This is a genomic window from Brachybacterium vulturis (assembly GCF_002407185.1).
GTDB lineage: Bacteria > Actinomycetota > Actinomycetes > Actinomycetales > Dermabacteraceae > Brachybacterium > Brachybacterium vulturis.
The window spans coordinates 2,361,815-2,386,395 of sequence record NZ_CP023563.1 but is presented as its reverse complement, the minus strand read 5'-3'; the positions used below and the strand labels follow the sequence as shown (position 1 = coordinate 2,386,395).

Below are 24,581 nucleotides of genomic sequence, written 5' to 3'. Positions count from 1 at the left end.
TGCACCGGGCCCGGGGCAGGGGGCTTCCCCGGGCCACATCAGAAGGGTGGTGGGCCCAGTTCTCCCCAGGGTTCCGGGGGCTTCTCGGGCTCCTGCGGTGGCGGGCGGTGTCCCCCTCGCAGCAAGGGTGGTTCCCAGGCGAAGTACTCGAGCGGCGGATCCTCCGCGATCTCCGTCGGTTGCTCGGGAGGGAGCACCTGACCTGGACTGCTGGATCCCGGGGGTTCGGGGCCAGCCGATCCGGGTTCTGTCGGCACCGAAACGGTGACCGGCTCCCCGGCATGGGTGCCGCGCAGGAAGCAGGTCCAGGCGCATGCGAGGTCCTGGGCGATCTGGAGGCTCGCGGTGTCGAGATCATCGATCACGGTCACGACATCGCCGTCGCGACTGACGACCCAGCGGGTGCGGCCGGGCTCGGTGACGGCGGTGGGCAGCCGGGTGGGGTCCAGCAGGCCGGCCGTCTTGTCGAGGTGGTGCTGCCAGCACAGCAGGTGGAGGTTCTCGATCTCGGTGAGGGCTCCCGCGTCAGGCGTGCCGCGCCGGCATTCTTCGATGTGATCGCATTCGGAGGCCCAGGAGGTGGGCCGGGTGCATCCCGGCACCGCACACAGGCTGTTGCGCATCCGAAGATGCTCGAGCATCGCCGTCGAGGGCAGGTACCTCGTCGCCGCCAGCGGCAGGAAAGCACCACTGGTGGGATCGGTCAGCACGCGGTACCAGGCACCGGTGCTGCCGGCGAGGGAACGGGCCATCGACGGCGGCAACGGGATGGTGCCCTCCAGACTGCCCGGCTCATCCGAAGCACCCAGCAGCGTGAGCGCAGGAACCGTGATGTTCAGCCGGAACCGCTCGGTGGGGATCTGGACTCCGTCGACGTCCAGCGTCGCCGAGCTCATCAGCGCGAAGCGCAGCTGGGTCAGGGGCGTGGCCTTCCCCGAGGCCAGGACGAGACCGTCCGGGTCATGCGGAATGGGGGTGCCCTCCCGCAGGGCGGTGCGCTGGGCGGTCTGGACCGCGCGAGCGGACTCGTCCAACTGCTTCCACTGCGCGAGGATGTCGGGGATCGGACCGCTGATCTGCACGGTCCCCATCCCCGGCTCGTTGCTGGGCAGGAGCTCGACACTGCGAGTGAGACCGTCGAGAGGATCAGGCCGCTCCTCGCGCTGCTCGAGCAGGGCGATGAGCTTCTTCAGCAGGGTGAAGAAACGTTCCGGACTGATATCCGGGGACCAGGACGCGACAGCGACATCCAGATTCCTGCGAGAATCATCCGTCAAAGAGCGTGAGGATTTCAGCATCTTCTGGAACCAGGTCGACGGCAGAACCCCGGACTCCAAAGCTGCGAGGCAGCGCGGGAACAGGTGCACCGCCTGATAAGCATCGCGGAGATACCAGCCAGCAGCACCGGTGGTCACTCGCAGAGCGAGGGCGGCACGCGTGGCGTCCACGGAATCGACCTCGGTGACCTCCTCGTACTCCCCGTCGTGCTCGTAGAGCTCGGCCAGGGCCCGATGCTTCTCCGCCAGGCAGCGGGCCTCCTGCTTCTCCGCATCCCAGACGCGCTGGGTCGCGGCGCTGAGCTGGGGATCATCCATGCTGCGGCCGCGCAGGGGAAGGTCCTCGCGGGTGAGTTCCTGACGCGCATCGACGTTCCGCAGCCGCGGCGGCAGGGACGCCAGGAACGCCGCTTCAGCAGCCTCATCGCGGCCGTCCGCGTCGAACGGCGACGGCGGTTCCTCGATCGCGCTCATGCCCCATCACCCCCTCGACTACCTCGCGTCGGCCCGCTGTCCGAGCGAACCACGAGCGACGGGCTCCGATGCCCATCCGACACCCCGATTCTATCGAGACACCCCGACACTCGACAGCGGCCAACTCAATTGTGGATAACCCCGTGCAGGCGAGCAGGGAGAGATTCCGGAATGCGCAGAGCAGGAGGCCACGAAAAGATCCCGAGGGATCGGAGAGACATTCTCCCCTCCACAGCACTGGGTTATCCACACTGGGCTGGTGCGGGGCGCGGCCACGTACACAGAGAGCCGCCCGCAGGCCCTTCTCGCGCCGGGGTTTCATGGGCGAGCGCCCGGAGCAGCGCGGCGCCCTCGCCCGCTCACGAGCTCCCGGTGCACGCCCGGGGGCGTGCGCGGACGCGCTCGCGAGCGTCGACACGGACACGCGGACGTCGACACGCAGTCGCCGACAGGAGGAGAGCCGGCGCGACGCCGCCATCCCCACCGTCAGCCCACCAGCTCGACTCAGCCGACGAGCTCTCGGGCGATCCGGCCGGGCCAGGCCGGACCCTCGTAGATCATCGCGGTGTAGCCCTGGACCAGGTCCGCGCCGGCGTCGAGCCGCTCCTGCACGTCCTGGGCGGTGCTCACTCCCCCGCAGCTGATGATCACGGCGTCCTCCGGAAGTGTGGCGCGCAGCAGCGCCAGCACCTCCCGCGAACGTGAGGCGAGCACCGGGCCGGAGAGCCCACCGGCGCCGATCTGCTCGATCCGGGCACGGTCGGTGTTCAACGACTCGGGACGCGCGATGGTGGTGTTCGTGGCGATGACGCCGGCCAGTCCGGCCTCGGTGGCGAGACGGGCCACCGCCTCCACGTCCTCGTCGTGCAGGTCGGGGGCGATCTTCACCAGCACCGGCACGTTGCGCCGCAGGCGGGTGCGGGTCCGCTCGGCCTCCTGGACCACGGCCTCGAGGATCGGGCGCAGCATCGCGACGCTCTGCAGGTCGCGGAGGCCGGGAGTGTTGGGGCTGGAGACATTGATGGCGAGATAGTCGGCGTAGGGGGTGAGCAGTCGGGCGGAGAAGCGGTAGTCCTCCGCGGCGTCCTCGAGAGCGGTCACCTTGGACTTGCCGATGTTCACCCCGATCACGGCCCGCTGGCCGCGCTCGGAGCGACGGGCCCGGGCGAGTCGCTTCGCGAGGGCTCGTGCCCCGTCGTTGTTGAAGCCCATGCGGTTGATCAGTGCTCTGTCCCCCACCAGCCTGAAGGAGCGCGGTCGCGGGTTGCCCGGCTGCGCCTTCGCGGTCACAGTGCCCACCTCGACATGGCCGAAGCCGAGGTCCAGCAGCGCCAGCGGCACCTCGCCGTCCTTGTCGAAACCGGCGGCCAGTCCCAGCGGGCTGCGATGCTCGGCGCCGAGCACGCGCCGGGTGGCGCGAGCGTCGTGCATCGGATCCGGGACGGAGAACGCGGCGCGCAGCAGTGCGGGGCCGCCCGGCATCGCGTGGGCAGCGGCCAGCGCCCGCACCGTCAGCCGATGCGCCTGCTCAGGATCGAACCTGCGGAGGACGTGCCGGAAGAGGAGGGAGTAGGGCCCACGGTGCAAGGGGTCGTCGGAGGTCACGAGGAGTACGGTACGCGGTCGGCAGGGCGTGTTTCAGGCCACAGGTCCCGCGGCCCTGTCGTGCCGCCTGCTGCGGCGCAGATACAGGAGTGCGACCACCGGCAGCAGCAGGGGGACGAAGCCGTAGCCCTGCCCGAAGTGGCCCCAGACCGTGGCATCGGGGAACAGTGCGGGATCCAGGAGCGTCAGCGTGCCGACGATCAGCACGCCCGCCAGCTCCGCCAGGCACAGCCTGCGGGCCAGCGCGGAGCGTCGACCGTGGCGGACCAGCGCGATGGTCACGGCGATGTAGGTGACGGCCGCCAGCAGGGACAGCACATATGCGAAGGGGGCGAAGGAGAAGTCCCGCAGCACCTGCACCAGACTGCGTGCGGTCGCCGAGATCGCGAAGATGCCGTACACGGCGATCAGGACGATCTCGAACCCGCGGCCGCCGCGACCGGTGGCCGCCTCGGTGGTGTGCGGAGCGGTCATGCGAAGCCTCCTGGCCAGATCTGGTGCAGTCTCATCAGCAGCACGGCGCTGACCAGGGCTCCCAGCCCGGTGACCAGGCTTCCCCAGCGGCTGCGCTCGAACAGGCCCATCCAGCCGCCGCCCACCACGAGCACCACGGCGGTGATCAGATAGCCGTACAGCGTGATCGGGTCCTCAGGAGTTCCGCCGCCGAGATCGCGCAGACCCAGCGCGAGCCCGAGCACCACCCAGCCGACGGCCAGCAGCGCGCAGGCGCCCAGCAGCACCAGGTCCGCGTTCAGCTCCCGCAGCGCGTAGTAGAGACCCAGCAGAGCGGTCAGCCCGCACAGCACGGCCACCACGATGCTCAACGCCGCCATGGGTCCTCGGTCCTCCTCCGTGGGGCGCGGACACCATGTCCGACCCGCCCCTACGATAGAGGCATGCCCACCATCACCATCACCGAAGCATCAGTGCGCGACGTCGACACCGACGTCCTCATCCTCCCCCTGCTCGCCGGCGCCGACGACGCCCCGGCGACCGTCCCCGGATCCCCCGAGATCTCCGAGGCCATCGCCGGTCTCGACGCCTCTTCGGCGCGCGGCGATCTGTACCGCATCCCGTCCTTCGGACTGGCCGCCGCGAGCTCGCTGCTGCTGGTCGGCGTGGGTGACGAGGATCTCGCCGAGGTCTCCGCCGAGGACCTGCGCCTGGCCTTCGGCACCGCCACCCGCTCCCTGAGCGGCGTCGAGCGCGCCGCCGTCGCGCTGCCGACGGGCTCCGCCGACCAGCGCGCCGCTGCCCTCGAGGGCGCCGCACTGGGCGCCTACGCCTTCGTGGCGCACAAGTCCGGCACCGGCGCCTCCGCCCCCAAGGCCGCGCTCGGCTCCCTGAGCCTGGTCGCCGAGGGCGAGGCCGACGCCGCCCGCGCCGCGGTGGACCGCTCCACCCTGCTCTCCGAGGTGGTGGACACCGTCCGCGATCTCGTCAACACCCCGCCGAACCTCCTCTACCCCGCCTCCTTCGCGCAGCGCGCGGAGGAGCTCGTCGCCGATCTGCCCGTGACGGTCACGGTGCTCGACGAGGAACAGCTCGCCGAGGGCGGCTACGGCGGCATCGTCGGGGTGGGCCAGGGCTCGGCCCGTCCGCCGCGCCTGGTGCGTCTCGAGTACGCCCCCAAGACCGCGAAGCGCTCGGTCGCGCTCGTGGGCAAGGGCATCACCTTCGACACCGGCGGCATCTCGCTCAAGCCCGCACCCGGCATGGACGACATGACCTCCGACATGACCGGCGCCGCGACCGTGCTCGGCGCGACCATCGGTGCCGCCCGCCTGGGCCTGGACGTCAAGGTCACCACGTATCTGGCGCTGGCCGAGAACATGCCCGGCGGCGGCGCCCAGCGCCCCGGCGACGTGGTCACGATGCGCAACGGCAAGACCGTCGAGGTCCTCAACACCGACGCCGAGGGCCGGATGGTCATGGCCGACGCCCTCGTCGACGCGGTCGCCGAGGAGCCGGATCTGGTCATGGACGTGGCCACGCTGACCGGTGCGGCCGTGGTCGCCCTCGGCAAGCGCACCGCCGGTGTGATGGGCACCGAGGACGCCCGCGCGCTGGTGCTCACGGCCGCCGGGACGTCGGGCGAGCCGTTCTGGGCGCTGCCCTTCCCCGCCGAGCTGCGCGCGGACCTCACCGGGCGGGTCGCCGACCTGCGCAACATCGGCGAGCGGCCGGGCGGCGCGCTCTCGGCCGGCATCTTCCTCTCCGAGTTCGTGGACGAGACGCCATGGGCGCACCTGGACATCGCCGGCCCGGGCTTCGCCTCCTCGCCGCTGGGCTACATGGGCAAGGGCGCGACCGGGATGAGCACCCGCACCGTGCTGCAGGTCCTCGAGGACCTCGCCACGGGGCCCGCAGCGTGATGCTCACCGCATTCAGCACGACCTGAACAGGCCGAGCGGTCTTCTCGGCGCCGCCCGGTGGCCTAACATGGGGCACGCAGGCGGCGCCGTCGGCCAATCGGGTCCGAGCGGGTCGCGGAGTACACGTAGACACCGAGGAGCACACAGGTGGCGGAGACAAGCACTGACCAGTTCGACGTCGTGATCCTGGGCGGTGGCAGCGGCGGCTATGCGGCCGCGCTGCGCGGAGCCCAGCTCGGCCAGAAGATCGCGCTCGTGGAGAAGGACCAGCTCGGTGGCACCTGCCTGCACCGCGGCTGTGTCCCGACCAAGGCGATGCTGCACGTCGGCGAACTCGCCGACGCCCCCAACGAGGCGGCCGCCGCAGGCGTCGACCTCACCCTCAACGGCATCGATGCCACGAAGGTGCTGGGGTTCAAGGACAAGATCATCGGCAGGCTCCACAAGGGCCTGCAGGGCCTGGTGAAGTCCCGCAAGGTCGAGTACGTCGAGGGCTTCGGCACGCTCACCGGCCCGAACACCATCTCGGTCGAGACCGGGTCCGGCACCCGCACCCTCACCGGCAAGAACATCATCCTCGCCTCCGGCTCCTACTCGAAGACCCTCCCGGGCATCGACCTGGGCGGGCGCTTCCTGGACTCCGAGGCGGCGCTGCAGCTGCCGGAGATCCCGAAGAACCCGATCATCCTGGGCGGCGGCGTCATCGGCGTCGAGTTCGCCTCGATCTGGAAGTCGCTCGGCGCGGAGTCCGTGACCATCGTCGAGGGCTTGCCCCACCTGGTCGCCAATGAGGACGAGGCGCTGTCCAAGGCCCTCGAGCGCGCATTCAAGAAGCGCGGCATCACGTTCTCGCTCGGCGTCTTCACCGAGAAGGCCGAGCAGACCGACACCGGTGTGAAGGTCACCCTCGCCGACGGCAAGGTCTTCGAGGGCGACTACCTGCTGGTCGCCGTCGGCCGTGGCCCCGCCACCTCAGGCGTGGGCTACGAGGAGCAGGGCATCGAGATGGATCGCGGCTTCGTGCTCGCGGACAAGGAGACCCTGGAGACCAACGTCGCCGGCGTCTACGCCGTCGGCGACATCGTCCCCGGCCTCCAGCTCGCCCATCGCGGCTTCGCGCAGGGCATCTACGTCGCCGAGCGGATCGCGGGGCTGAACCCGGCTCCGATCGTCGAGTCCGGCATCGAGCGCATCACCTACTGCGAGCCCGAGGTCGGCTCGGTGGGTCTGTCCGAGAAGCAGGCGAAGGAGCAGCTGGGCGAGGACGCGGTCGAGGTCTACGAGTACAACCTCGGCGGCAACGGCAAGTCCCAGATCCTCAACACTGCCGGTTTCATCAAGCTGGTCCGCGAGAAGGACGGCCCCATCATCGGCGTCCACATGATCGGCTCGCGCACCTCGGAGCTGATGGGCGAGGCACTGCTCATCGTCAACTGGGAGGCGTACCCCGAGGATGTCGCCTCCCTCGTCCACGGCCACCCCTCGCAGCACGAGGCCCTGGGCGAGGCCGCGCTCGCGCTCGCCGGCAAGCCGCTGCACGCCCACGCCTGAGCCCGTCTTCCCAGGAGGAGAGAACCCCATGTCTGAAACCGTGAAGATGCCGGCACTCGGTGAATCCGTCACCGAGGGCACCGTCACCCGCTGGCTCAAGGCCGTCGGCGACACCGTCGAGATGGACGAGCCGCTGCTCGAGGTCTCGACCGACAAGGTCGACACCGAGATCCCCTCCCCCATCGCGGGGACCGTCGAGAAGATCCTGGTCGAGGAGGACGAGGACGCCGAGGTCGGCGCCGATCTCGTCGTCATCGGCGACGGCTCCGGGTCCGAGAGCTCCGGCTCCGACGACTCCGATGCCGAGGCATCGACCGAGGAGGAAGAGGCGCCCGCCGAGGGCGAGGACCTCGCCTCGGACGACACCGTCGCCCCGTCGACCGACGATGAAGAGGCCCCCTCCGCCGAGTCGGAGAAGCCCGCTGATGACGCAGATGACGCCGACTCCGGCGCATCCGGTGGTGCCGCCTCCGGCGAGGACATCACCATGCCCGCGCTCGGCGAGTCCGTCACCGAGGGCACCGTCACCCGCTGGCTCAAGGAGGTCGGCGACACCGTCGAGGTCGACGAGCCGCTGCTCGAGGTCTCGACCGACAAGGTCGACACCGAGATCCCCTCCCCGGTCGCCGGCACCCTGCTCGAGATCAAGGTGGCCGAGGACGAGGACGCCGAGGTCGGCTCCGTGCTGGCCGTGATCGGTTCGGGCGATGCCGCTCCGGCCAAGGCCGAGGAGAAGCCGAAGGCTGAGGAGAAGAAGCCCGAGGAGAAGCCGAAGGCCGAGGAGAAGAAGCCCGAGGAGAAGCCGAAGGCCGAAGAGAAGAAGGCCGAGGAGAAGCCGAAGGCCGAGGAGAAGAAGGCCGAGGCACCAGCAGCTCCCGCTCCGCAGGCGGCTGACGCTGTCTCCGGGGCCGAGTCCTCCGGCTACGTCACCCCGCTGGTGCGGAAGATGGCGTCCGAGGCGGGCGTGGACCTCTCCTCCGTGAAGGGTTCCGGTCTGGGCGGTCGCATCCGCAAGCAGGACGTGCAGGAGGCGATCGAGGCGCAGAAGTCTGCCGCCGAGGCACCTGCCGCCGCTGCTCCCGCCGCTGCTGCCCCGGCAGCAGCGAAGGTGGAGGTCTCCTCCAAGCGCGGCACCGAGGAGAAGATGCCGCGCATCCGCAAGGTCATCGGCCAGCGGATGACGGAGTCCCTGCACGAGATGGCGCAGCTGACCACCGCGGTGGAGGTCGACCTGACCCGTATCGCCAAGCTGCGTGCCCGTGCCAAGGAGGACTTCGCCGCCCGTGAGGGTGCGAAGCTCACCTACCTGCCGTTCCTGATGATGGCCGCGATCGAGGGTCTGAAGACCTACCCGCAGCTGAACTCCAGCATCGACGGCGACAAGATCGTCTACCACGGCTCGGAGAACATCGGCATGGCCGCGGACACCGAGCGCGGTCTCGTGGTCCCGGTGATCAAGAACGCCGGCGACCTGAACCTGGCGGGCCTGGCCCGTCAGATCGGTGACCTCGGCGGTCGGGCCAAGGGCAACAAGCTGGTCCCCGACGATCTGTCCGGTGCCACCTTCACCGTCACCAACACCGGTTCCGGCGGAGCACTGTGGGACACCCCCATCGTCCCCGCGCCGCAGGTCGGCATCCTCGGCACCGGCACCATCACCAAGCGTCCGGCGGTCGTGCAGAACGCCGAGGGCGATGACTCCATCGCCATCCGCTCGATGATGTACCTGTTCCTCTCCTACGACCACCGCATGGTCGACGGCGGCGACGCCGCCCGCTTCCTCACGTACATGAAGAAGCGGCTCGAGGAGGGCGCATTCGAGGGTGAGCTGGGTCTGTGATCCGGTGAGTCGCTGAGCGACATCGACGCGAGCTGCCGCGGCGGCGAGCGTCCGGGGAGGGCCCCGGCACCACCTGGTGCCGGGGCCCTCCCCGTCGTCGGATGACCGTTCAGGATGCCCCGGACTCCCGGTTCGTCGTGAGCGCGGCGGCGCTGACGACGCGCCACTGCTCCCCGTCCCACCGCAGGAGCATCCGGATCGTGGCCGGCTCGGTGGCAGGCACCGTCGCGGTCCCACCGTCGGCCTCCTCGAGATGGAGCTCCTCCATCGAGGTGACGGCATGCAGCACTGCGGTATCTGTCGCGCCCGGCTGCTCGATGACCTGTGCGGCGTGCACCACGGGCCCTCCCGCCCGGACCGTGATGCCGGAGTAGGCGTCGCGGATCCGCTCGTCCTCGACCAGCGCGACGCTGCCCCGGGCCGAGGTCGGCAGATCGGACATGCCGGTGACGTAGGCGTGGCGCGAGCCGGCCAGTTCCGCCACGAGCAGCTGCGGATCCTCGATTCGTGGTGCAGGTCGGGGCGCGGCGTCGGCGGGAGCCGTGGCCACGGGATGCTCTCCGTCGGTGCTCGTGACGGCCCGGTCCCGGGCCCACCAGGCCCCCCAGCCCATGGTGCCCATCAGCAGCACCAGTGCGCCGCTGAGCACAGCGGTGCGGCGCAGGCGCGGCTGCCGCAGCACCTCGTGGATCGAGGACAGCACCCGCTGTCCGGCTCCGGAGCGAGCGGGGGACGATGCACAGCGTTCCTGGGCGACGGACGGCGGCGGACGCGTGTCCTCGGTGTCCCGGCGGCGCCTGCGCGGGACCGGCAGGGTGGGCTGCGGAGGAGCTGACAGAGACGGAGCCTCCCCCGCCCCCGCGGCGGGCAGCTGCGCGGGGTCATCGCCCAGCAGCAGTGGGTCCTCCTCGGTGCGCCGGGGGTCGAGGTGCACGCGTCGACGCAGGGTGCGGTCCTGGTCCTCGAGCACGGAGTCCGCCCAGCGACGATCCTCCTGACGGGCGGAGAGGCCCTCGTCGCGGCGCAGCCCGCGCAGGTCCAGCAGCAGCACCGTGCCGTCGGCTCGCGCCCCCAGCCCGCGGGCGTGCGGTGCACCGAGCACCCAGCCGCGCTCGTGCACAGCACCGATCAACGCATCCACCGACTCCCGGGCACGCGCCAGGGCGCGCCGCTCCCCCGTCGGCGGTGTTCCCCTCTCGGCCGCCCGTCGGCCGCCGTGGCGGCTCAGCGCGGGGGCCGCCTCCCGCAGATACCCCTCCTCCTCGAGCTCGAGCACCGCCGGTGCAGCGGTGATCCCGGCGACCTCCAGCGCCGCCAGCAAATGGACCTCCTCCCGGATCCGCCCGCGCTCCTCCTCGTCGAGACCGCGCACGCGCACCGCATGCGAGGACGTACCCGCTCCCAGCAGCTGCTCCTCGCGGCTTCCGTCGACGCTCCGGTGCCCGGCCTCCTCGAAAGCCGCTGTGGCCCGTCTCACGTGACGCGCCGCCGGCTGCGAAGACAGGGCCGGTCGCGAGAACCTCTCGTCATCGAAGTCGTCCATACCGGCAGTGAACCCCATCCGGTCCCGCCACCCTCGTGGCTATCCACAACGTCCAGGTGAGGCGCGGAGTAACCTGGGCGGGTGCTCGACGTCATACGCCTCGGATTCAGCGAACCCCTGCCCGGTGGAGACCGCCATGCGGAGTTCGGCCTGCCGCCGGGGCCCGTCGACTACCGCGCCGCCTGGGCGGTGCAGCGCGCACTGCATGCCGAAGTGGTGGCCGGGACCCGCCCGGACACCCTGCTGCTGCTCGAGCACCAGCCGGTCTACACCGCAGGCAAGCTCACCCGAGACCATGAGCGCCCCCGGGACGGGGCCGAGGTGGTCGACATCGACCGCGGCGGGAAGATCACCTGGCACGGACCGCAGCAGCTGGTCGGATATCCGCTGGTCAAGCTGCCGATCCCGATCGACGTGGTCGGATTCGTGCGCGATCTCGAGCGTACCCTCATGGGCGTCTGTGCCGCCGTGGGCGTGGACACCGTTCCCGTCGAGGGGCGCAGCGGAGTATGGGTGACCCCCCGGGACGAGGAAGCTCGCAAGGTGTGTGCCATCGGCATGCGGGTGTCGAAACGTGCGACGATGCATGGGTTCGCGCTGAACTGCGCGAACGACCTGTCCTGGGCGCAGAACGTGATCCCCTGCGGCATCGATGACGCCGGGGTGACGAGTCTGAGCCGCGAGGCCGGACACCGCATCGCGGTGGCGGACGTCGTCGAGATCGCCGCGGAGGCGGTGCACGAGCTGGTGGCGCACCGCACCTCGGCCCGCCCGGTCTGAGGCGACGGAAGAGCACGGCAGGTCGATAGACTCCATGGAACGTCGAGATGAGGAGGCAACAGGGTGACTACCGCCCCCGAAGGCCGGCGCCTGCTGCGCATCGAGGCACGCAATGCCGAAGTCCCGATCGAGCGCAAACCGGAATGGATCAAGACCCGCGCCGTGATGGGTCCGGAGTACACCGCGATGAAGAAGCGGGTGCACGGTCAGGGCCTGCACACGGTGTGCGAGGAGGCCGGCTGCCCCAACATCTTCGAGTGCTGGGAGGATCGCGAGGCGACCTTCCTCATCGGTGGCGACACCTGCACCCGCCGCTGTGACTTCTGCAACATCGCCACCGGCAAGCCGATGGCCGTGGACCCGATGGAGCCCTTCAAGGTGGCGCAGTCCGTCCAGGAGATGGGTCTGCGCTACTCGACCATCACGGGCGTGGCCCGAGACGATCTCGAGGACGGCGCGGCCGGCCTCTTCGCCCGCACCTGCGAGCAGATCCACGCGATGAACCCCGGCACCGGGGTCGAGCTCCTGATCGACGACATCAAGGGCAACGGCCAGCACCTGGAACAGGTCTTCGAGGCGAAGCCGGAGGTGTTCGCCCACAACCTGGAGACCGTGCCGCGGATCTTCAAGCAGATCCGCCCCGCCTTCCGGTACGAGCGTTCGCTCGATGTGATCTCGATGGGCAAGGCCGCCGGGATGATCACCAAGTCCAATCTCATCCTCGGCATGGGTGAGACGGACGACGAGATCCTGGACTCGCTCCAACGCCTGCGCGACGCCGGCTGCGACATCATCACGATCACGCAGTACATGCGCCCCTCCAAGCTGCATCACCCGATCGACCGCTGGGTCAAGCCCCAGCAGTTCGTGGCGCTGTCCGTGGCCGCCGAGGAGATGGGGTTCCTCGCCGTGATGGCGGGGCCGATGGTCCGCTCCTCCTACCGCGCCGGCAAGCTCTGGGCGCAGGCGATGCGGAAGCTCGGCCGGGAGATCCCGGAGAACCTCCTTCATCTCGATTCGAACCAGCCCGCCCGTCAGGAAGCTGCGAGCGTCGTCGCTCGCACCCAGCAGGCCGCCGCGAGCTGACGCCCGCCCGGCCCCGAGAGGACTCACCGCCCATGGCTCGCACGTCCGAGACCAAGCCCGAGAAGGGCTCGAAGAAGAAGCAGAAGCTGAACCCTGACGGCACCAAGAAGCAGGGCCGCATCAAGCAGATCATCGAGGTGTTCAAGTACACCCAGGAGGTCGACCGCACCACCCTGCCGTGGATGATCGCGGCGATCCTCGGTGCGATCGCGCTGGGTGTGCTGGTGAGCTGGCTGGTGCTGAACAGCCCCTGGTACGGCATCTTCATGGGCCTGGCGATCGGCCTCCTGATCGCCATGATGATCCTGGCCCGGAAGGCGGAGCGGGCGGCGTTCGGCCGCATCAAGGGCCAGTCCGGTGCGGCGCTGGCGGCGATGCAGTCCATCCGCCGGGGCTGGAACGTGGACGAGGAGCCGGTCCAGATCGATCCCCGCAGTCAGAAGATGCTCTTCCGCGCCTCGGGCCGGGCGGGCATCGCGATGGTGGCGGAGGACTCCTCGAGCATCTCCATGAAGATGCTCGAGAAGGAGCGCCGCAGCATCCGCCGGGTGCTCCAGCACGACAACGTCCCGGTCCACCAGATCGTCGTCGGCGACGGTGACGGCGAGGTGCCCCTGCACAAGCTGCCCAACTACATGCAGCGCATGAAGAAGCAGCTGACCAAGGATGAGGCCGCCCAGGTGACCAAGCGCCTGAACGCGCTGCGCCGCTCGCTGCGTCAGTCAGTGCCCAAGGGCGTGGACCCGATGCGCGCCCGACCGAACCGCAAGGCGATGCGCGGCCGCTGATCCCGGTCCGGAACCGCTCACAGCCCTCTCCCGTCACGACGGGAGGGGGCTGAGTGTTTCCCGCCCCACCACTCGACGACTGCTGCACACGGCACGCCCCTTGCCCTCTGAACGGGACGGAAGGTCGCACTCGGTGCTCGCCACGCGCTGCTCGGTACTCGCCACGCGCTGCTCGGTGCTCGCCACGGGCCACGGGCTCGTGATCACCTCCGCCACCCGACCCCACCGTGACCTCACCGTGACGTTCGTTACCGTTTCGTGACACACTGCGTCTGCGCAGGTCAAAGGGATGTCGGGTCAGCGGGGGTGCGGGGCTCGACACCGTATCGCGCAGGTGTCGCGGGGGCGGCGGAGTGCCGAGCGGAGCATGCCGCGAGCTCGACCGGCAGGCGTCAGACCGTGACGACCGCGGTGCCCGCGACCACATCGTGCAGCGGCTGGGAATCACGGTTCCAGACCACCGCCGGCAGCAGCAGGAGCATCAGGGTGGTGCGCACCAGCGCGCGCAGGACCATCGGGGAGCGACCGGTGACCGGCAGCACCCGCAGCCTGAGCACGAACTGACCCGGCGTCGCCCCGAAAAGGCTCAGGAACAGCACGTTCACCGCGAAGAACAGGACCAGGTTCGCCAACGCGTCCCCGGAGAACACCAGGGCGGAGACGAGCATGCACAGGCCCCAGTCGATCGCCAGCGACAGCGGCCTCCTCCAGAAGGGCGCGACGGAGCCCGGGCCCTGCGGGGGCAGGCCGAGGGAGGAGCCCTTGACGTATCCCTCCTCCACCGGAGGGCCGTCCATCCATGAGCCGAGGTCCTTGCGATCGATCACGCCCCGAACCCTAGTTCCCGCACCTGGACGTCCGGTGCGCTCGCGGAGGTGCCGCGCGCCACAGCGCCTAAGCTGGGGGCACCCGAGTTCGGGCCCCACGCGGGTCGCCGGAGCTCGCCAGGTGATGCCCCTCGGGGTCCGACAGCACAACACGCGCCGAACGGCGCGGATGGAGGAGATGTGTTCAACAGTCCCAGCGAGGTCGTGAAGTACATCGAGGAGGAGGACGTCGAGTTCATCGACATCCGGTTCTGCGATCTTCCCGGCGTGATGCAGCACTTCAACATCCCCGCGAGCACCTTCGATGAAGAGGCGATCGCCACCGGCCAGCTCTTCGACGGTTCCTCGATCCGCGGGTTCCAGGCGATCCACGAGTCCGACATGAAGCTGATCCCGGATCTGGAGACGGCCTACCTGGACCCGTTCCGCGAGCGCAAGACGCTCATCATGAACTTCTCCATCGTGGACCCGTTCACGGACGAGCCCTACTCCCGGGACCCCCGCACCGTCGCGAGCAAGGCCGAGGAGTACCTGAAGTCCACCGGGATCGCGGACACCGCGCTCTTCGCCGCCGAGGCCGAGTTCTACATCTTCGACGACGTCCGCTTCAAGACCGGCGTGAACTCCGGTTTCTACAGCATCGACTCCGACGAGGCGGTGTGGAACACCGACCGTGACGAGTCCGAGTTCGGTGGCAATCAGGGGTACAAGACGCGCCTGAAGGGCGGGTACTTCCCGGTGCCGCCCAACGACCAGATGGCGGATCTGCGTGACGAGATCTGCGCCGTGCTGGAAGAGACCGGCCTGCAGGTCGAGCGCGCTCACCACGAGGTCGGCACGGCGGGCCAGCAGGAGATCAACTACCGCTTCAACACGCTGCTGCAGGCGGCCGACGACGTCATGAAGTTCAAGTACGTCGTGAAGAACACCGTCTGGGACGCGGGCAAGACCGCGACCTTCATGCCCAAGCCCCTGTTCGGCGACAACGGCTCGGGGATGCACACCCACCAGTCGCTGTGGAAGGACGGCGAGCCGCTGTTCTTCGACGAGCGCGGCTACGGCGGCCTCTCCGACATCGCCCGCTGGTACATCGGCGGGATCATCGAGCACTCCCCCTCCCTGACGGCCTTCACCAACCCCACGGTGAACTCCTTCAAGCGACTGGTGCCCGGCTTCGAGGCCCCGGTGAACATGGTCTACTCGGCCCGCAACCGCTCGGCCGCGATCCGCATCCCGGTCACCGGTGCCTCTGCGAAGGCCAAGCGCGTGGAGTTCCGTGCACCGGACCCCTCGGCGAACCCGTATCTGGCCTTCGCCGCGCAGCTGATGGCCGGTATCGACGGCATCCGCAACCGGATCGAGCCGCCCGAGCCGATCGACAAGGACCTGTACGAGCTGCCGCCGGAGGAGCACAAGGCGATCAAGCAGCTGCCCGAGTCCCTGGGAGCCGCACTGGACGCCCTCGAGGCGGATCACGACTTCCTCACCGAGGGCGATGTGTTCCCCGAGGACATGATCTCGACCTGGATCGAGCTGAAGCGCACCACGGAGATCGACCCGTTCCGCTTCCGCCCGCACCCGCACGAGTTCGAGCTCTACTACGACATCTGAGCCGTAGGGGCCTGGGAATGCTTCGCTGACCTGCCTGTTTCCGGGGTGCTGCCTGCACAGTAGCACCGTCGTGCAACAGAACCGAGTGGAACCGAGTAGCCTCGGTGTATCGCACGGTTATTGCACGAGCAGGAGGCAGCCCCATGGCAGCGAAGCGACGACGGACCCGCCGATCCTTCGGGGCGGTGCGGAAGCTCCCCAGCGGGAGATACCAGGCGAGCTACCTGGACCCCGCAGGGCAGCGCCGCGCCGCCCCGTCGACGTTCACCGCCAAGATCGACGCCGACGCGTGGCTGTCCGTGCAACGCGCCGCCCTGGAGACCGGATCATGGCGGGGCCGCGACGACCGGGTCACCGTGGGCGAGTACGCGCAGCAGTGGCTGCCGACGCACCAGGTGCGCGAGCGGACCCGCTACCACTACGGCGTGCAGATCGACCGATGGATCGTCCCCACGTTCGGCACGACGCCGATGGTCGACGTCACCCCCGCGATGGTCCGCAAGTGGCTGTCCATCTTCCCCGCCGACAAGCCCGCCGCCCGCGCCAACGCGTACCGAGTCCTGGCCCAGCTGTTCCGTGCAGCAGCCGATGACGGGATCGTCGCCGAGTCCCCCGTCAGGGTGCGCGGGGCAGGCCAGTACGAGCGCAAGCGCGAGGGTCACGCGCTCACCGTCGCCGACGTGTCCGCCCTCGCCGGGAAGGCCCCCGAGGGGCGGCAGCTGGCGATCCTGCTGGCCGCGTACTGCGCGCTGCGCCCCGGGGAAGTCCTCGGGCTGCGCCGCCGTGACGTCGACACCAGAGCGCACGCCCTGAACGTCCGAGAGACAGCGTCCGCTGTGCATGCCGGATCAGCGCGCATCGGCCCCGTCAAGACGTCATCGAGCGTCCGCACGGTCCACTACCCCGCCGAGCTGCACGAGCAGGTGCTGGCACAGCTGCGCGACCATGCGACCGATGGGCCGATGGGGCACCTGTTCCCCTCGCCGCGTGACCCGGCGCAGCCGCTGTCCTACACCGGCTACCTATACATGTTCCGGCGTGCTGCCGAGGCTGCGGAGCTGCACGACGTGAAGCCGCACGACCTGCGCCACACCGGGGCGACGCTTGCAGCCGCGACGGGGGCGACTACGCGGGAGCTGATGTCCCGCCTGGGGCACACCTCCCCCACCATCGCGATGGGCTATCAGCACGCCGTCAGGGAGCGTGACCGCTCCATCGCGGACGCCCTGGGGGCAGCGCTCGCCACGGTGAGCACGAGCGATGAGACGACCAGCAGCGAGACGGCCGGAGGCGATGACCGATGAGCAGCATGCAGCAGATGATGACGGCAGCGCTGGCAGCTGAGCCGGGCGTGCCGGACCTCCTGGACCGGCTGTGCGGAGACACGGGGCGGTCGCCGTTGATCCGGCTCACGTGCAAGGGCCGCGAGCGCCGGACGCAGCGGCACGACACCGGGGCCGCGCTGCGGTTTAAGCGGACCGGGGACGGCTGGACGCTCACCGGGGGCCGCGACAGCGTGGCCGGTCCCGGCGTGGACACGGACGGGCACGTCACGGTCACGGTGCAGTGCGCCGAGTGCAGTACAGCAACGCTGCGGGCAGGCCGCGAGGCACTGGGGCCGATGCTGACGGCCCTGGTCACGTGGGAGAAGCGCCGGGTCGAGTTGGCAGTGCAGGGCATCACAGACCCGGGGACAGTGCGCGTCGCCTGGCACTGACCGGAACCGACGCGTGCTAGCGTGAATGCTCCAACGTTCGGCGAGCACGGTCGCCACCAGTACAGGGCCACCAGCAGGTGGAACGGCGGCGCGCAGGCGTAGCAGCTCCCGGTGACATAGCGCAGCATGCGCTGATCACTCGGGAGCTTTTCTCATGCCTGACACCCTGACAGGCCGGTACGTCACGCAGTCCACAGCGGCTGAGTACCTGAACGTCACCGACCGCACGATCCGCAACCTCATTGCACGGGGGGACCTCACCGGGTACCGCCTCGGAGCACGCGCGATCCGCGTCGACCGGGCCGAGCTGGACGCCCTGCTGACCCCGATCCCCACGGCGGGTGATCACCGGTGACCACCGCAACAGAAAGCCGCCCCGGTCAGGCAACCGGGGCGGCCCAGAACGACCGAACACGCACCCCTGAGTCTATCGTCCCCATCCCCGTCAGCGTCGACCTGAGCACCCTCCCGCGAGTCGAGGTCGCAGTGGCCGGGGCGATCCTGCACACGATCCCGCAGGAGGCCCGTCAGGCGTTCCGCAGGATCACAGCGGGCGACTTCACCAGTGCCCCGCTGCGCGTCGCTGTACGGGCCGCACACGCCGTCCTGATGAGCGGTGACCGGGTCGAGCCGATGACGCTGGGGCAGCACGCGCAGGACCGTGCGTTCATCCGCCCCCAGGACCGGCACCGGTTCGACGCCCTGGTGTTCGATCTGCACGGCGTCGACGGGTCCCCCATGGCTGCGGGCGGGCTGTGCATGATCCCGGCACTGATCGAGGCGACCGTGCGCCGCCGCGCCGAGGAGTACGCGCAGCGCGTGCAGCAGGCCGTGGACGAGTGTGCCGCCGACGAGCTGGCCGTGGTGCTGGTCGACCAGGGCCGCGCCCTGGAGGACGCCGCCCGCCGTCTCACCGGGGAGGAGGTGGCACCACGATGAGCCGCGAATACCTGGCCGACGAGGACCGGGCAGCCCTGGACGCTGTGACCGCACAGTGGGCCACCGCCCCCGACCTGACCAGCAGTTCCCAGGTTCCCGAGCGGTTCCCGGAACCCGGAACCGGTGGGAGCAGCGCAGCGGTTCCCGGTTCCCGACCCCCTATGTGGGAACCCGGGAACCGCACAGACCGGTCCGATGTGTCAGAACCTCATCCCCTGTACGCCGATGTCGCCGCGCTGCTGAACGGCACCATGCCGGACCCTCCAGCACCGGCGATCCTCGCCCGGTCCGACGGGCACGCGCTGTTCTACACGGGACAGGTCAACCTCGTGTTCGGTGATCCCGAGTCCGGGAAGACGTGGGTAGCGCTCGCAGCAGCCGCCGAGGCTCTGCGCGACGGCGGCAGCGCCCTGGTCCTGGACCTTGACCACAACGGCATGCAGGCCACCGTGCAGCGGCTGCTGATGCTGGGGGCACCCGGCGGGGCACTGTCCGACCTCCAGCGGTTCCGGTACGTCGAGCCGGAGGACGCACCGCACCTGGTGGACGTCGTCGCCGACGTCGTGGCCTGGCGACCCGATGTCACGGTCCTGGACTCCATCGGGGAACTACTCCCCCTGTTCGGTGTCAGCTCCAACAGCCCCGACGACTTCACCATGGTGCACTCCCGCGTGATGAAGCCGCTGGCCGCGAAGGCTGACACGGCCCTGATCGCGATTGACCACCTGGCGAAGAACAGCGAGTCCCGGGCATTGGGAGCGACCGGCACCGCAGCGAAGCGCCGAGCGATCGGCGGTGTGTCCCTGCGCGTGAAGCTGCTGGAGGCGTTCACCCCGGGCCGGGGCGGCGCAGCCCTGCTGACGATCCACAAGGACCGGCACGGCGGTCTGCGCGCCGTCTCCCCCGCCGAGGACAAGGAGCCGGTGGCGGGGACGTTCAAGCTGTCCACCGTCGACGGGGCGACGTCCTGGAGGGTGCACGCCCCTGCGGGCGGGGAGCGGAACCCTGCCGAGGCTGCGGACCCTGCCGACGTCGACGCGCTGCGGCAGATGGACCCGCAGCCGGTGTCGGTCCGGGACGTGCAGGAGCGGATGACGTGGCGACGCTCCCGGGCCGCTGACGCGCTGCGGGAGTACCGACGAGTTTCTGACACATCGGCGGAGTCTGTGCGGTTCCCCGGTTCCCACACCCAGGGTGCGGAACCCGGAACCGCTCCCGGCGCGACCCGCTGCGCGGCCTGCGGTGAGCCGTCCACCTACCCGATCCACCCCACCTGCGAGGAGGCCCCCCGATGAGCCCCCTCGCAGGCCCCGTGCGGGTCACCCCGTATCTGTGGAACCGGCACCAGGTCGACGCCGAGGCGGGCGTCATGCTCCAGGGCCGGAACGGGCGCGTGTTCATCCCCGGCGACGAGCTGCGCAGCCTCGCCGACGAGCTGCACGACATGGCCGACCTCCAGGGGGTCGACCAGTGACCCCCGCAGCACGGCCCCGGGCACCACCACCAGGCCCCGCCACCGACCACCAGCAGGACCACTCACCACGTCCCGAAAGGACACGCACCATGATCAACACCAGCCAGCTCCAGGGCGCATTCCTCCAGTACCGCGCCGACCAGGTCGCCGCCGAGAAGATGCACGACCCCGACCTGACCCCCGAGGCGAACCGGCAGCGGCAGACCGAGGCCCGCGCAGCAGCCCGCGCCAAGCTGCGCGAGGCGATCCCGCAGCGGCCCGACGGACCGGACCCCCGCGACGCCGTCACCGCAGCACTGGCCCCCACCACGGCGGACGGCATCGCCGTGCTGGCTCACCAGCGGGCGAAGGTAGACGCCCTGATGGACGCGGGCAGGAACATCCTCCAGGTGATCCAGCAGGCCGACGTGACCCGCCTCGCCGCGATCCTGGACGCCGCCGAGACCAGCGAGCGGGTCCTGTCGTCGTCCGACCCCGAGGGCGTGCAGGCCGAGCTGCGCGGGGCCGTGTTCGATCGCCTCGCCGACCTCGGGCACGAGGACGCCGTGAAGGCCGCCGAGTCCCACGCCGACCAGGAGGCCACCACGGCATGGGCCGACGCCCTGGAGGCCCTGGCAGACGGTCAGGAGCCGGACGGGGCGGTGCAGTCCGCGATCTACCGGCACGACGTCGCCGCCTACCGGGGCACGTTCGGGCTGGTGTCCTCGCCGGAGGAAGCCCGCACCCTCGCCGACGCGCAGAGGCGCGCCGCACAGGACGGCATTCGCGAGCGGGTAGCGCAGCAGGCGGACCGCTCCAGGGACCTCATGGGGTCGGACCGGTGACCGGGCGCAGCGTGGCCCGGATCGAGCGTGCGAAGCGTGACGCAGCGATCCTGGAGTCCCTGGCGCAGGGCCGCACGCAGCGGGAGGCAGCCGAGCGGCACGGCGTGTCCAAGACGACCGTGCAGCGGGTCCTGTCCACCATGCAGGAGACCCTGCCTGAGCAGACCGTAGCCCGTGACCTGATGATGTCGAGGTTCGCCACCTACCGGGCGCACCTGTGGCCCCTGCTGGAGCAGGACCCCGTGCGGACAGTCCCGCGGCTGCTGGAGGTCGACCAGCTGGAGGCCCGCACCCGCGGCCTGATGGACCCGCAACAGGGCAACGGCACCGCCGAGGTGCAGGGCATGCTGGCAATGCTGATCGGACGACCTGCAGGGGGCACGGCATGACCCGGCTGGAGCAGCTGCGCGAGCAGTGGGCGGGCGACCTCGCACGGCTAGAGGACGGTTACGCCGAGGCCCTGGAGACCGGAGCGGACCAGGGCCGAGTCGCGCAGCTGGAGGGCATGATCGCCGCGTACCAGCAGACCATCCGCGACGCGGCCTGACAGGGCACAGGACGGCCCCCGATCCCATCACCGGTACCGGGGGCCGTCCCCTATCTCCTGGCCCATCGGAGCGAGGGACTGCGCCGTCGGATCTCATCTCTCGATCCCGACACTTATGCCGAGGCGCAGGCCCCGAACAGCTAGCATCCAGACATGGAGAACTCACTCAGCATCTGGATCTCAGGTGGCTCTTTCGTTCTAGCTTTCGCCGCCTTCCTTGCGGTGATCTGGCAGATCATGCGCGAATACGCCTCGCGCCCAATTGACGGAATGTATGTCGGAAAGAATGAGATCCTGGAGGCGGAGCAATACACTGACTACTTCGTGAACGTTGGAATTATGGGCCCGAAGAATGCGCATGAGGTGCAGTTCGTAGTGTGGGGCGGTTCCGTAATCGGCCCCTGGCCCGAGATTCGCCGGTCTATGACCGCCGATTCTGAACCGATGGCCGCCATAGTGCGAGTCCACCACGGCGAAAGAGTACAGGTTGGCCTCTCATACTTAGACAGTGGCTTGCTCCTTGCGAGGGGAGTAGGTCGAGCCTCAAGAAGGGACCTTGAGCGGGGACCGGAATCGTACGAAGTCTGGCAATGGTCGCTCTGGCAAGGGTTGCCTCGACGTGGCGCTAAGGCCGAGCGCGGCAAGTGGCGGACAGTAGACAAACATTACATTCCATCCAAAATGGGTTTCCCGGCAAAAGAGCGGCCTTACGCCCGACACCTCCCCATACCGGACGACTATGCAAGCAATATCCCTGGATTCCAGGATTTCCTTGACGAAGAGGAAGTGAATGATGCGTGACTATACAGCGCGGAGCAGGACTTCTCGTCAGCCGAGTGCGTCATTGCCATAGGCCGTAGGGTCCTGCAGGGCCGCCGGGTCACCGTCGTCGCTAAGGACGTGCAGCAGCACGCCGAGGTGATCCCGCAGCGCCGCGGCACCAGCAGGGGTGAGAGCGACGTCGCCGACGTGGATCAGTGGTCCGCCGTCGGCCGCCCCACCGAGGACGGCCTGGACGTCGAGCACGGGGGTGAGCCGTTCGGCGGTCTCGAAGTAGCGGGATTGGGTGGCGGGGCAGCCTGACAGGGTGTCGGTGAACATGCGGGCGCGGAGCTGGTGGACGATCTGACGGGCGGCGTCGTCGTGCATCTCGGTCATCGTGAGTCCTCTCGTCATCACCCCGTGAAGCACGCTAGTTGCACGCGATTCTGTTCGTGCTGGTCAGCGACACTCCGTGCGTTACTACGACATCTGAGCCGCGAGGCCCGTCTGTCGACGAAGGCCCCCGCTCCCAGCGCTGCTGAGGGCTGGGGCCTTCTCCGTGCGCGATGGGCGCGGCATGCCGCAGGAAGGAACCGATTGGCCCTGAGCGCCTCGAGGGTATGGAATAGGGGCATGAGCACCATCATGATCACCGTCATCGACCGCGAAGGCGCCGAGCACTCCGACGTCGACTGGGAGGACGACGAGTCCCTCATGGAGTGCCTCGTGCGCAACAGCTTCCCGATCCTCGCCACCTGCGGCGGGAATGCCTCCTGCTCCACCTGCCACTCCTTCCTCGACCAGGTCTCCTTCGAGACCGCCGGGGAGATCGACGAGGACGAGGCCGATGTGCTGGATTCCCTCACCGAGGACGAGCGCGAGCCCACCTCACGGCTGACCTGCCAGGTCCCCTGGGACGAGGACCTCGAGGGCGCCGTGGTGAGGATCGGACCCTTCTGATCCCACCGGTGCGGCCGGGCGCACCATGCGCGACGACGGATAGCCCAGCTCCCCTCTTCTCGCTGCTCAGATCGGCCAGGAGCCCGGTGTCGGCCGCAGCGCCCCTCCTCGTACCCCTCGACAGCGTTCTTCCCGCGTCCGCGGTCACGGTCCTGCGCGCACGTCGGTCGGAGGACGCCGGGACCCGCTCGAGGGTCCCGGCACCGAGGAGGGCGTCCAGCAGGTCGGTGAGCACGACCCGGCCCATGCCCGGATCGGGCAGACGGTGCACCTGCGGTTCGACCGGTGGGCCGTCGCAGATCAGGGCTGTCCATGCTGTCCGGAACCGCGCCGATTAGCATGCAGCCATGACGCAGCGAAACTCCGTGACCCCGCTCATGCGCACTGTGCGGGACCAGCACGTCGGAGCCATCCTGCGCTGCATTCTCAGCGGCCCGGTAGCACGCAAGGAGCTCGCCCGCCGCACCTCCATCAGCTTCACCACGATCACCCGGCTGGTCTCGGCACTGCTGGCGGCCGGTGTCATCGAAGAACTGCCCGTGCAGCAGAACGGCCGCGGCGCATCGGGCCGTCCGCAGATCCCACTCGGCTTCCCCTCCCCCGGACGACTCGTCGTCGGGACCCACGTCCACGCCCATTCGACCACCGCCACAGCCTTCACCCTGACAGGTGAGCCCATCACCTCCGCGCTCGTCGAACATCCGGCCACCGACCCGGCCCCGGTCCTCGCGGCGAGCGTGGCCCTCACGGAAGAACTGGTCGCGAAGGTGGGACGCGAGAACGTGGTCGGGGTCGGCGTGAGCACGGGCGGTGTGGTCGACTTCGACTCCGGTGCAGTGCTGTCCAGCCCGCAGCTGGGATGGACGGACGTCTCATTGCGCACGCCCTTCGAAGCGGCGCTCGAACTGCCGGTCGTCGCGGACAGCTCCGTGCGCGCCCTCGCCATGAGCCAGCTGCAGCAATCGGGAGACGGCGAGACCTCTGTCCTCGTGATCCACACGGCCGGATGGATCAGCGCCGCACTGATCGTGGACCACCAGCTGCATCGCGGCCCCGGGGCGAGCGCCGGCACGATCGCACACCTGCCCGTTCCCGGCGGGCCCGGCGCCCCGTGCCCATGCGGGTCCGTCGATTGCCTCGGCGTCGTGGTCACCGACGAGGCCGTCCTGCAGCAGGCGATCGGCCTGAACGCCCTGCCGGGAGGTTCCGAATGGTCAGACATCTACCGAGCACAGGCGACGAATGCACAGGTCGGTGCGCTGGTGCGTCGACGGGCCGAGCAGCTCGGCCGCGCCGTCGCCCATCTGGTGGAGGTGATGAATCCGGATCTCACCATCGTGGCAGGGCTGATCGGGGCTCCCGAGGATGTCGAACTCTGCTTGGGCACCGCGACCGCCGCCTGCACCCGCTCGCTCGGCGACATGCCGCGGATGATCCGCCATTGGCGGGTGGTGGGGAACGAATGGGATCGCGCCTCGGCGGCCCTCGTCCTGGACGATTACCTGCGGCGCCCCACGCATTACGAGGCCGCTCTCGTCGGCGGAGGCCGGTGAGCACAGAGCGCTTCGGCAATTAATCGCCCCCTTGACACTAATGTCGGT

Annotated in this window: 26 protein-coding genes; 19 read left to right on the top strand and 7 right to left on the bottom strand. The window is 69.6% G+C overall.

Annotated elements, in window-relative coordinates:
* Nucleotides 1-38: 38 nt before the first annotated feature.
* From CFK38_RS10745 to CFK38_RS10730, 4 genes are all read right to left on the bottom strand, one after another.
* Nucleotides 39-1,751 (bottom strand): HNH endonuclease signature motif containing protein, encoded by a 1,713-nt coding sequence (locus CFK38_RS10745; RefSeq protein ID WP_157773454.1) that lies wholly within the window; start codon nt 1,749-1,751, stop codon nt 39-41.
* A gap of 504 nt (nt 1,752-2,255) precedes the next feature.
* A complete protein-coding gene (locus CFK38_RS10740; protein ID WP_096803059.1) occupies nt 2,256-3,356 on the bottom strand; it encodes a quinone-dependent dihydroorotate dehydrogenase in 1,101 nt (366 codons plus the stop codon).
* A 33-nt stretch (nt 3,357-3,389) separates the two neighbouring features.
* Nucleotides 3,390-3,830, bottom strand: a complete 441-nt coding sequence (locus CFK38_RS10735; RefSeq protein WP_096803058.1) for a hypothetical protein — start codon at nt 3,828-3,830, stop codon at nt 3,390-3,392.
* On the bottom strand, nt 3,827-4,189 hold the full coding sequence (locus CFK38_RS10730; protein WP_096803057.1) for a hypothetical protein: 363 nt from the start codon (nt 4,187-4,189) through the stop codon (nt 3,827-3,829). Before CFK38_RS10730 ends, CFK38_RS10735 begins: the two co-directional genes overlap by 4 nt.
* A 63-nt stretch (nt 4,190-4,252) precedes the next feature.
* Between CFK38_RS10730 and CFK38_RS10725 the strand changes: the two genes are divergently transcribed.
* The 3 genes from CFK38_RS10725 to sucB all read left to right on the top strand — a co-directional run bounded on the left by CFK38_RS10725 (nt 4,253) and on the right by sucB (nt 9,122).
* Nucleotides 4,253-5,731 (top strand): leucyl aminopeptidase, encoded by a 1,479-nt coding sequence (locus CFK38_RS10725; RefSeq protein ID WP_096803056.1) that lies wholly within the window; start codon nt 4,253-4,255, stop codon nt 5,729-5,731.
* A 147-nt stretch (nt 5,732-5,878) separates the two neighbouring features.
* Nucleotides 5,879-7,282: a dihydrolipoyl dehydrogenase gene (gene lpdA / locus CFK38_RS10720; protein ID WP_096803055.1), complete on the top strand. Its 1,404-nt coding sequence runs from the start codon at nt 5,879-5,881 to the stop codon at nt 7,280-7,282.
* 28 nt (nt 7,283-7,310) lie between these two features.
* Nucleotides 7,311-9,122 carry a 2-oxoglutarate dehydrogenase, E2 component, dihydrolipoamide succinyltransferase gene (sucB, locus tag CFK38_RS10715; RefSeq protein WP_096803054.1) on the top strand — a complete coding sequence of 604 codons (1,812 nt, stop codon included), beginning with the start codon at nt 7,311-7,313 and terminating at the stop codon, nt 9,120-9,122.
* A gap of 109 nt (nt 9,123-9,231) precedes the next feature.
* On the opposite strand, the gene CFK38_RS10710 is transcribed toward sucB, so the two are convergent.
* On the bottom strand, nt 9,232-10,665 hold the full coding sequence (locus CFK38_RS10710) for a hypothetical protein (protein WP_157773453.1): 1,434 nt from the start codon (nt 10,663-10,665) through the stop codon (nt 9,232-9,234).
* A gap of 81 nt (nt 10,666-10,746) precedes the next feature.
* Between CFK38_RS10710 and lipB the strand changes: the two genes are divergently transcribed.
* The 3 genes from lipB (at nt 10,747) to CFK38_RS10695 (ending at nt 13,319) form a co-directional block, all read left to right on the top strand.
* Nucleotides 10,747-11,445: a lipoyl(octanoyl) transferase LipB gene (gene lipB, locus CFK38_RS10705; protein WP_096803052.1), complete on the top strand. Its 699-nt coding sequence runs from the start codon at nt 10,747-10,749 to the stop codon at nt 11,443-11,445.
* 63 nt (nt 11,446-11,508) lie between these two features.
* The gene (lipA, locus tag CFK38_RS10700) at nt 11,509-12,531 is read left to right on the top strand and encodes a lipoyl synthase (RefSeq protein ID WP_096803051.1); all 1,023 of its coding nucleotides are present in this window, start codon (nt 11,509-11,511) and stop codon (nt 12,529-12,531) included.
* A gap of 32 nt (nt 12,532-12,563) precedes the next feature.
* Complete coding sequence (locus CFK38_RS10695) at nt 12,564-13,319, top strand: DUF4191 domain-containing protein (protein WP_096803050.1); 756 nt, start codon at nt 12,564-12,566, stop codon at nt 13,317-13,319.
* Between the two features lie 392 nt (nt 13,320-13,711).
* Here the strand turns inward: CFK38_RS10695 and CFK38_RS10690 are convergent, their stop codons facing one another.
* Complete coding sequence (locus CFK38_RS10690; protein WP_096803049.1) at nt 13,712-14,146, bottom strand: RDD family protein; 435 nt, start codon at nt 14,144-14,146, stop codon at nt 13,712-13,714.
* 180 nt (nt 14,147-14,326) lie between these two features.
* Between CFK38_RS10690 and glnA the strand changes: the two genes are divergently transcribed.
* The 11 genes from glnA to CFK38_RS17165 all read left to right on the top strand — a co-directional run bounded on the left by glnA (nt 14,327) and on the right by CFK38_RS17165 (nt 22,059).
* On the top strand, nt 14,327-15,757 hold the full coding sequence (gene glnA, locus CFK38_RS10685; RefSeq protein ID WP_096803048.1) for a type I glutamate--ammonia ligase: 1,431 nt from the start codon (nt 14,327-14,329) through the stop codon (nt 15,755-15,757).
* Nucleotides 15,758-15,900: 143 nt separating this feature from the next.
* A complete protein-coding gene (locus tag CFK38_RS10680) occupies nt 15,901-17,061 on the top strand; it encodes a tyrosine-type recombinase/integrase (RefSeq protein ID WP_096803047.1) in 1,161 nt (386 codons plus the stop codon).
* The gene (locus CFK38_RS10675) at nt 17,058-17,474 is read left to right on the top strand and encodes a hypothetical protein (RefSeq protein WP_096803046.1); all 417 of its coding nucleotides are present in this window, start codon (nt 17,058-17,060) and stop codon (nt 17,472-17,474) included. The genes CFK38_RS10680 and CFK38_RS10675 overlap by 4 nt, the downstream gene beginning before the upstream one ends.
* A 154-nt stretch (nt 17,475-17,628) precedes the next feature.
* Nucleotides 17,629-17,829, top strand: a complete 201-nt coding sequence (locus CFK38_RS10670; protein ID WP_096803045.1) for a helix-turn-helix domain-containing protein — start codon at nt 17,629-17,631, stop codon at nt 17,827-17,829.
* Nucleotides 17,830-17,960: 131 nt separating this feature from the next.
* Entirely contained in the window at nt 17,961-18,413 is a 453-nt protein-coding gene (locus CFK38_RS10665) for a hypothetical protein (protein ID WP_096803044.1), read from the top strand.
* A 197-nt stretch (nt 18,414-18,610) separates the two neighbouring features.
* The gene (locus CFK38_RS10660; RefSeq protein WP_177371012.1) at nt 18,611-19,708 is read left to right on the top strand and encodes a recombinase RecA; all 1,098 of its coding nucleotides are present in this window, start codon (nt 18,611-18,613) and stop codon (nt 19,706-19,708) included.
* Nucleotides 19,705-19,887 carry a hypothetical protein gene (locus tag CFK38_RS10655; protein ID WP_096803043.1) on the top strand — a complete coding sequence of 61 codons (183 nt, stop codon included), beginning with the start codon at nt 19,705-19,707 and terminating at the stop codon, nt 19,885-19,887. Before CFK38_RS10660 ends, CFK38_RS10655 begins: the two co-directional genes overlap by 4 nt.
* A gap of 89 nt (nt 19,888-19,976) precedes the next feature.
* Nucleotides 19,977-20,711 carry a hypothetical protein gene (locus CFK38_RS10650; RefSeq protein ID WP_096803042.1) on the top strand — a complete coding sequence of 245 codons (735 nt, stop codon included), beginning with the start codon at nt 19,977-19,979 and terminating at the stop codon, nt 20,709-20,711.
* Nucleotides 20,708-21,100, top strand: a complete 393-nt coding sequence (locus tag CFK38_RS10645; RefSeq protein WP_245850997.1) for a helix-turn-helix domain-containing protein — start codon at nt 20,708-20,710, stop codon at nt 21,098-21,100. The genes CFK38_RS10650 and CFK38_RS10645 overlap by 4 nt, the downstream gene beginning before the upstream one ends.
* A complete protein-coding gene (locus CFK38_RS17170) occupies nt 21,097-21,258 on the top strand; it encodes a hypothetical protein (RefSeq protein WP_157773452.1) in 162 nt (53 codons plus the stop codon). Before CFK38_RS10645 ends, CFK38_RS17170 begins: the two co-directional genes overlap by 4 nt.
* Nucleotides 21,259-21,411: 153 nt before the next feature.
* Nucleotides 21,412-22,059: a hypothetical protein gene (locus CFK38_RS17165; RefSeq protein ID WP_157773451.1), complete on the top strand. Its 648-nt coding sequence runs from the start codon at nt 21,412-21,414 to the stop codon at nt 22,057-22,059.
* 27 nt (nt 22,060-22,086) lie between these two features.
* On the opposite strand, the gene CFK38_RS10640 is transcribed toward CFK38_RS17165, so the two are convergent.
* On the bottom strand, nt 22,087-22,416 hold the full coding sequence (locus CFK38_RS10640) for a hypothetical protein (protein ID WP_096803041.1): 330 nt from the start codon (nt 22,414-22,416) through the stop codon (nt 22,087-22,089).
* A gap of 237 nt (nt 22,417-22,653) precedes the next feature.
* Here CFK38_RS10640 and CFK38_RS10635 point away from each other — a divergent pair, with 237 nt between their 5' ends.
* Nucleotides 22,654-22,980 (top strand): 2Fe-2S iron-sulfur cluster-binding protein, encoded by a 327-nt coding sequence (locus tag CFK38_RS10635; RefSeq protein ID WP_096803040.1) that lies wholly within the window; start codon nt 22,654-22,656, stop codon nt 22,978-22,980.
* A gap of 347 nt (nt 22,981-23,327) precedes the next feature.
* Entirely contained in the window at nt 23,328-24,533 is a 1,206-nt protein-coding gene (locus CFK38_RS10630; protein WP_096803039.1) for an ROK family transcriptional regulator, read from the top strand.
* Nucleotides 24,534-24,581 lie beyond the last annotated feature (48 nt).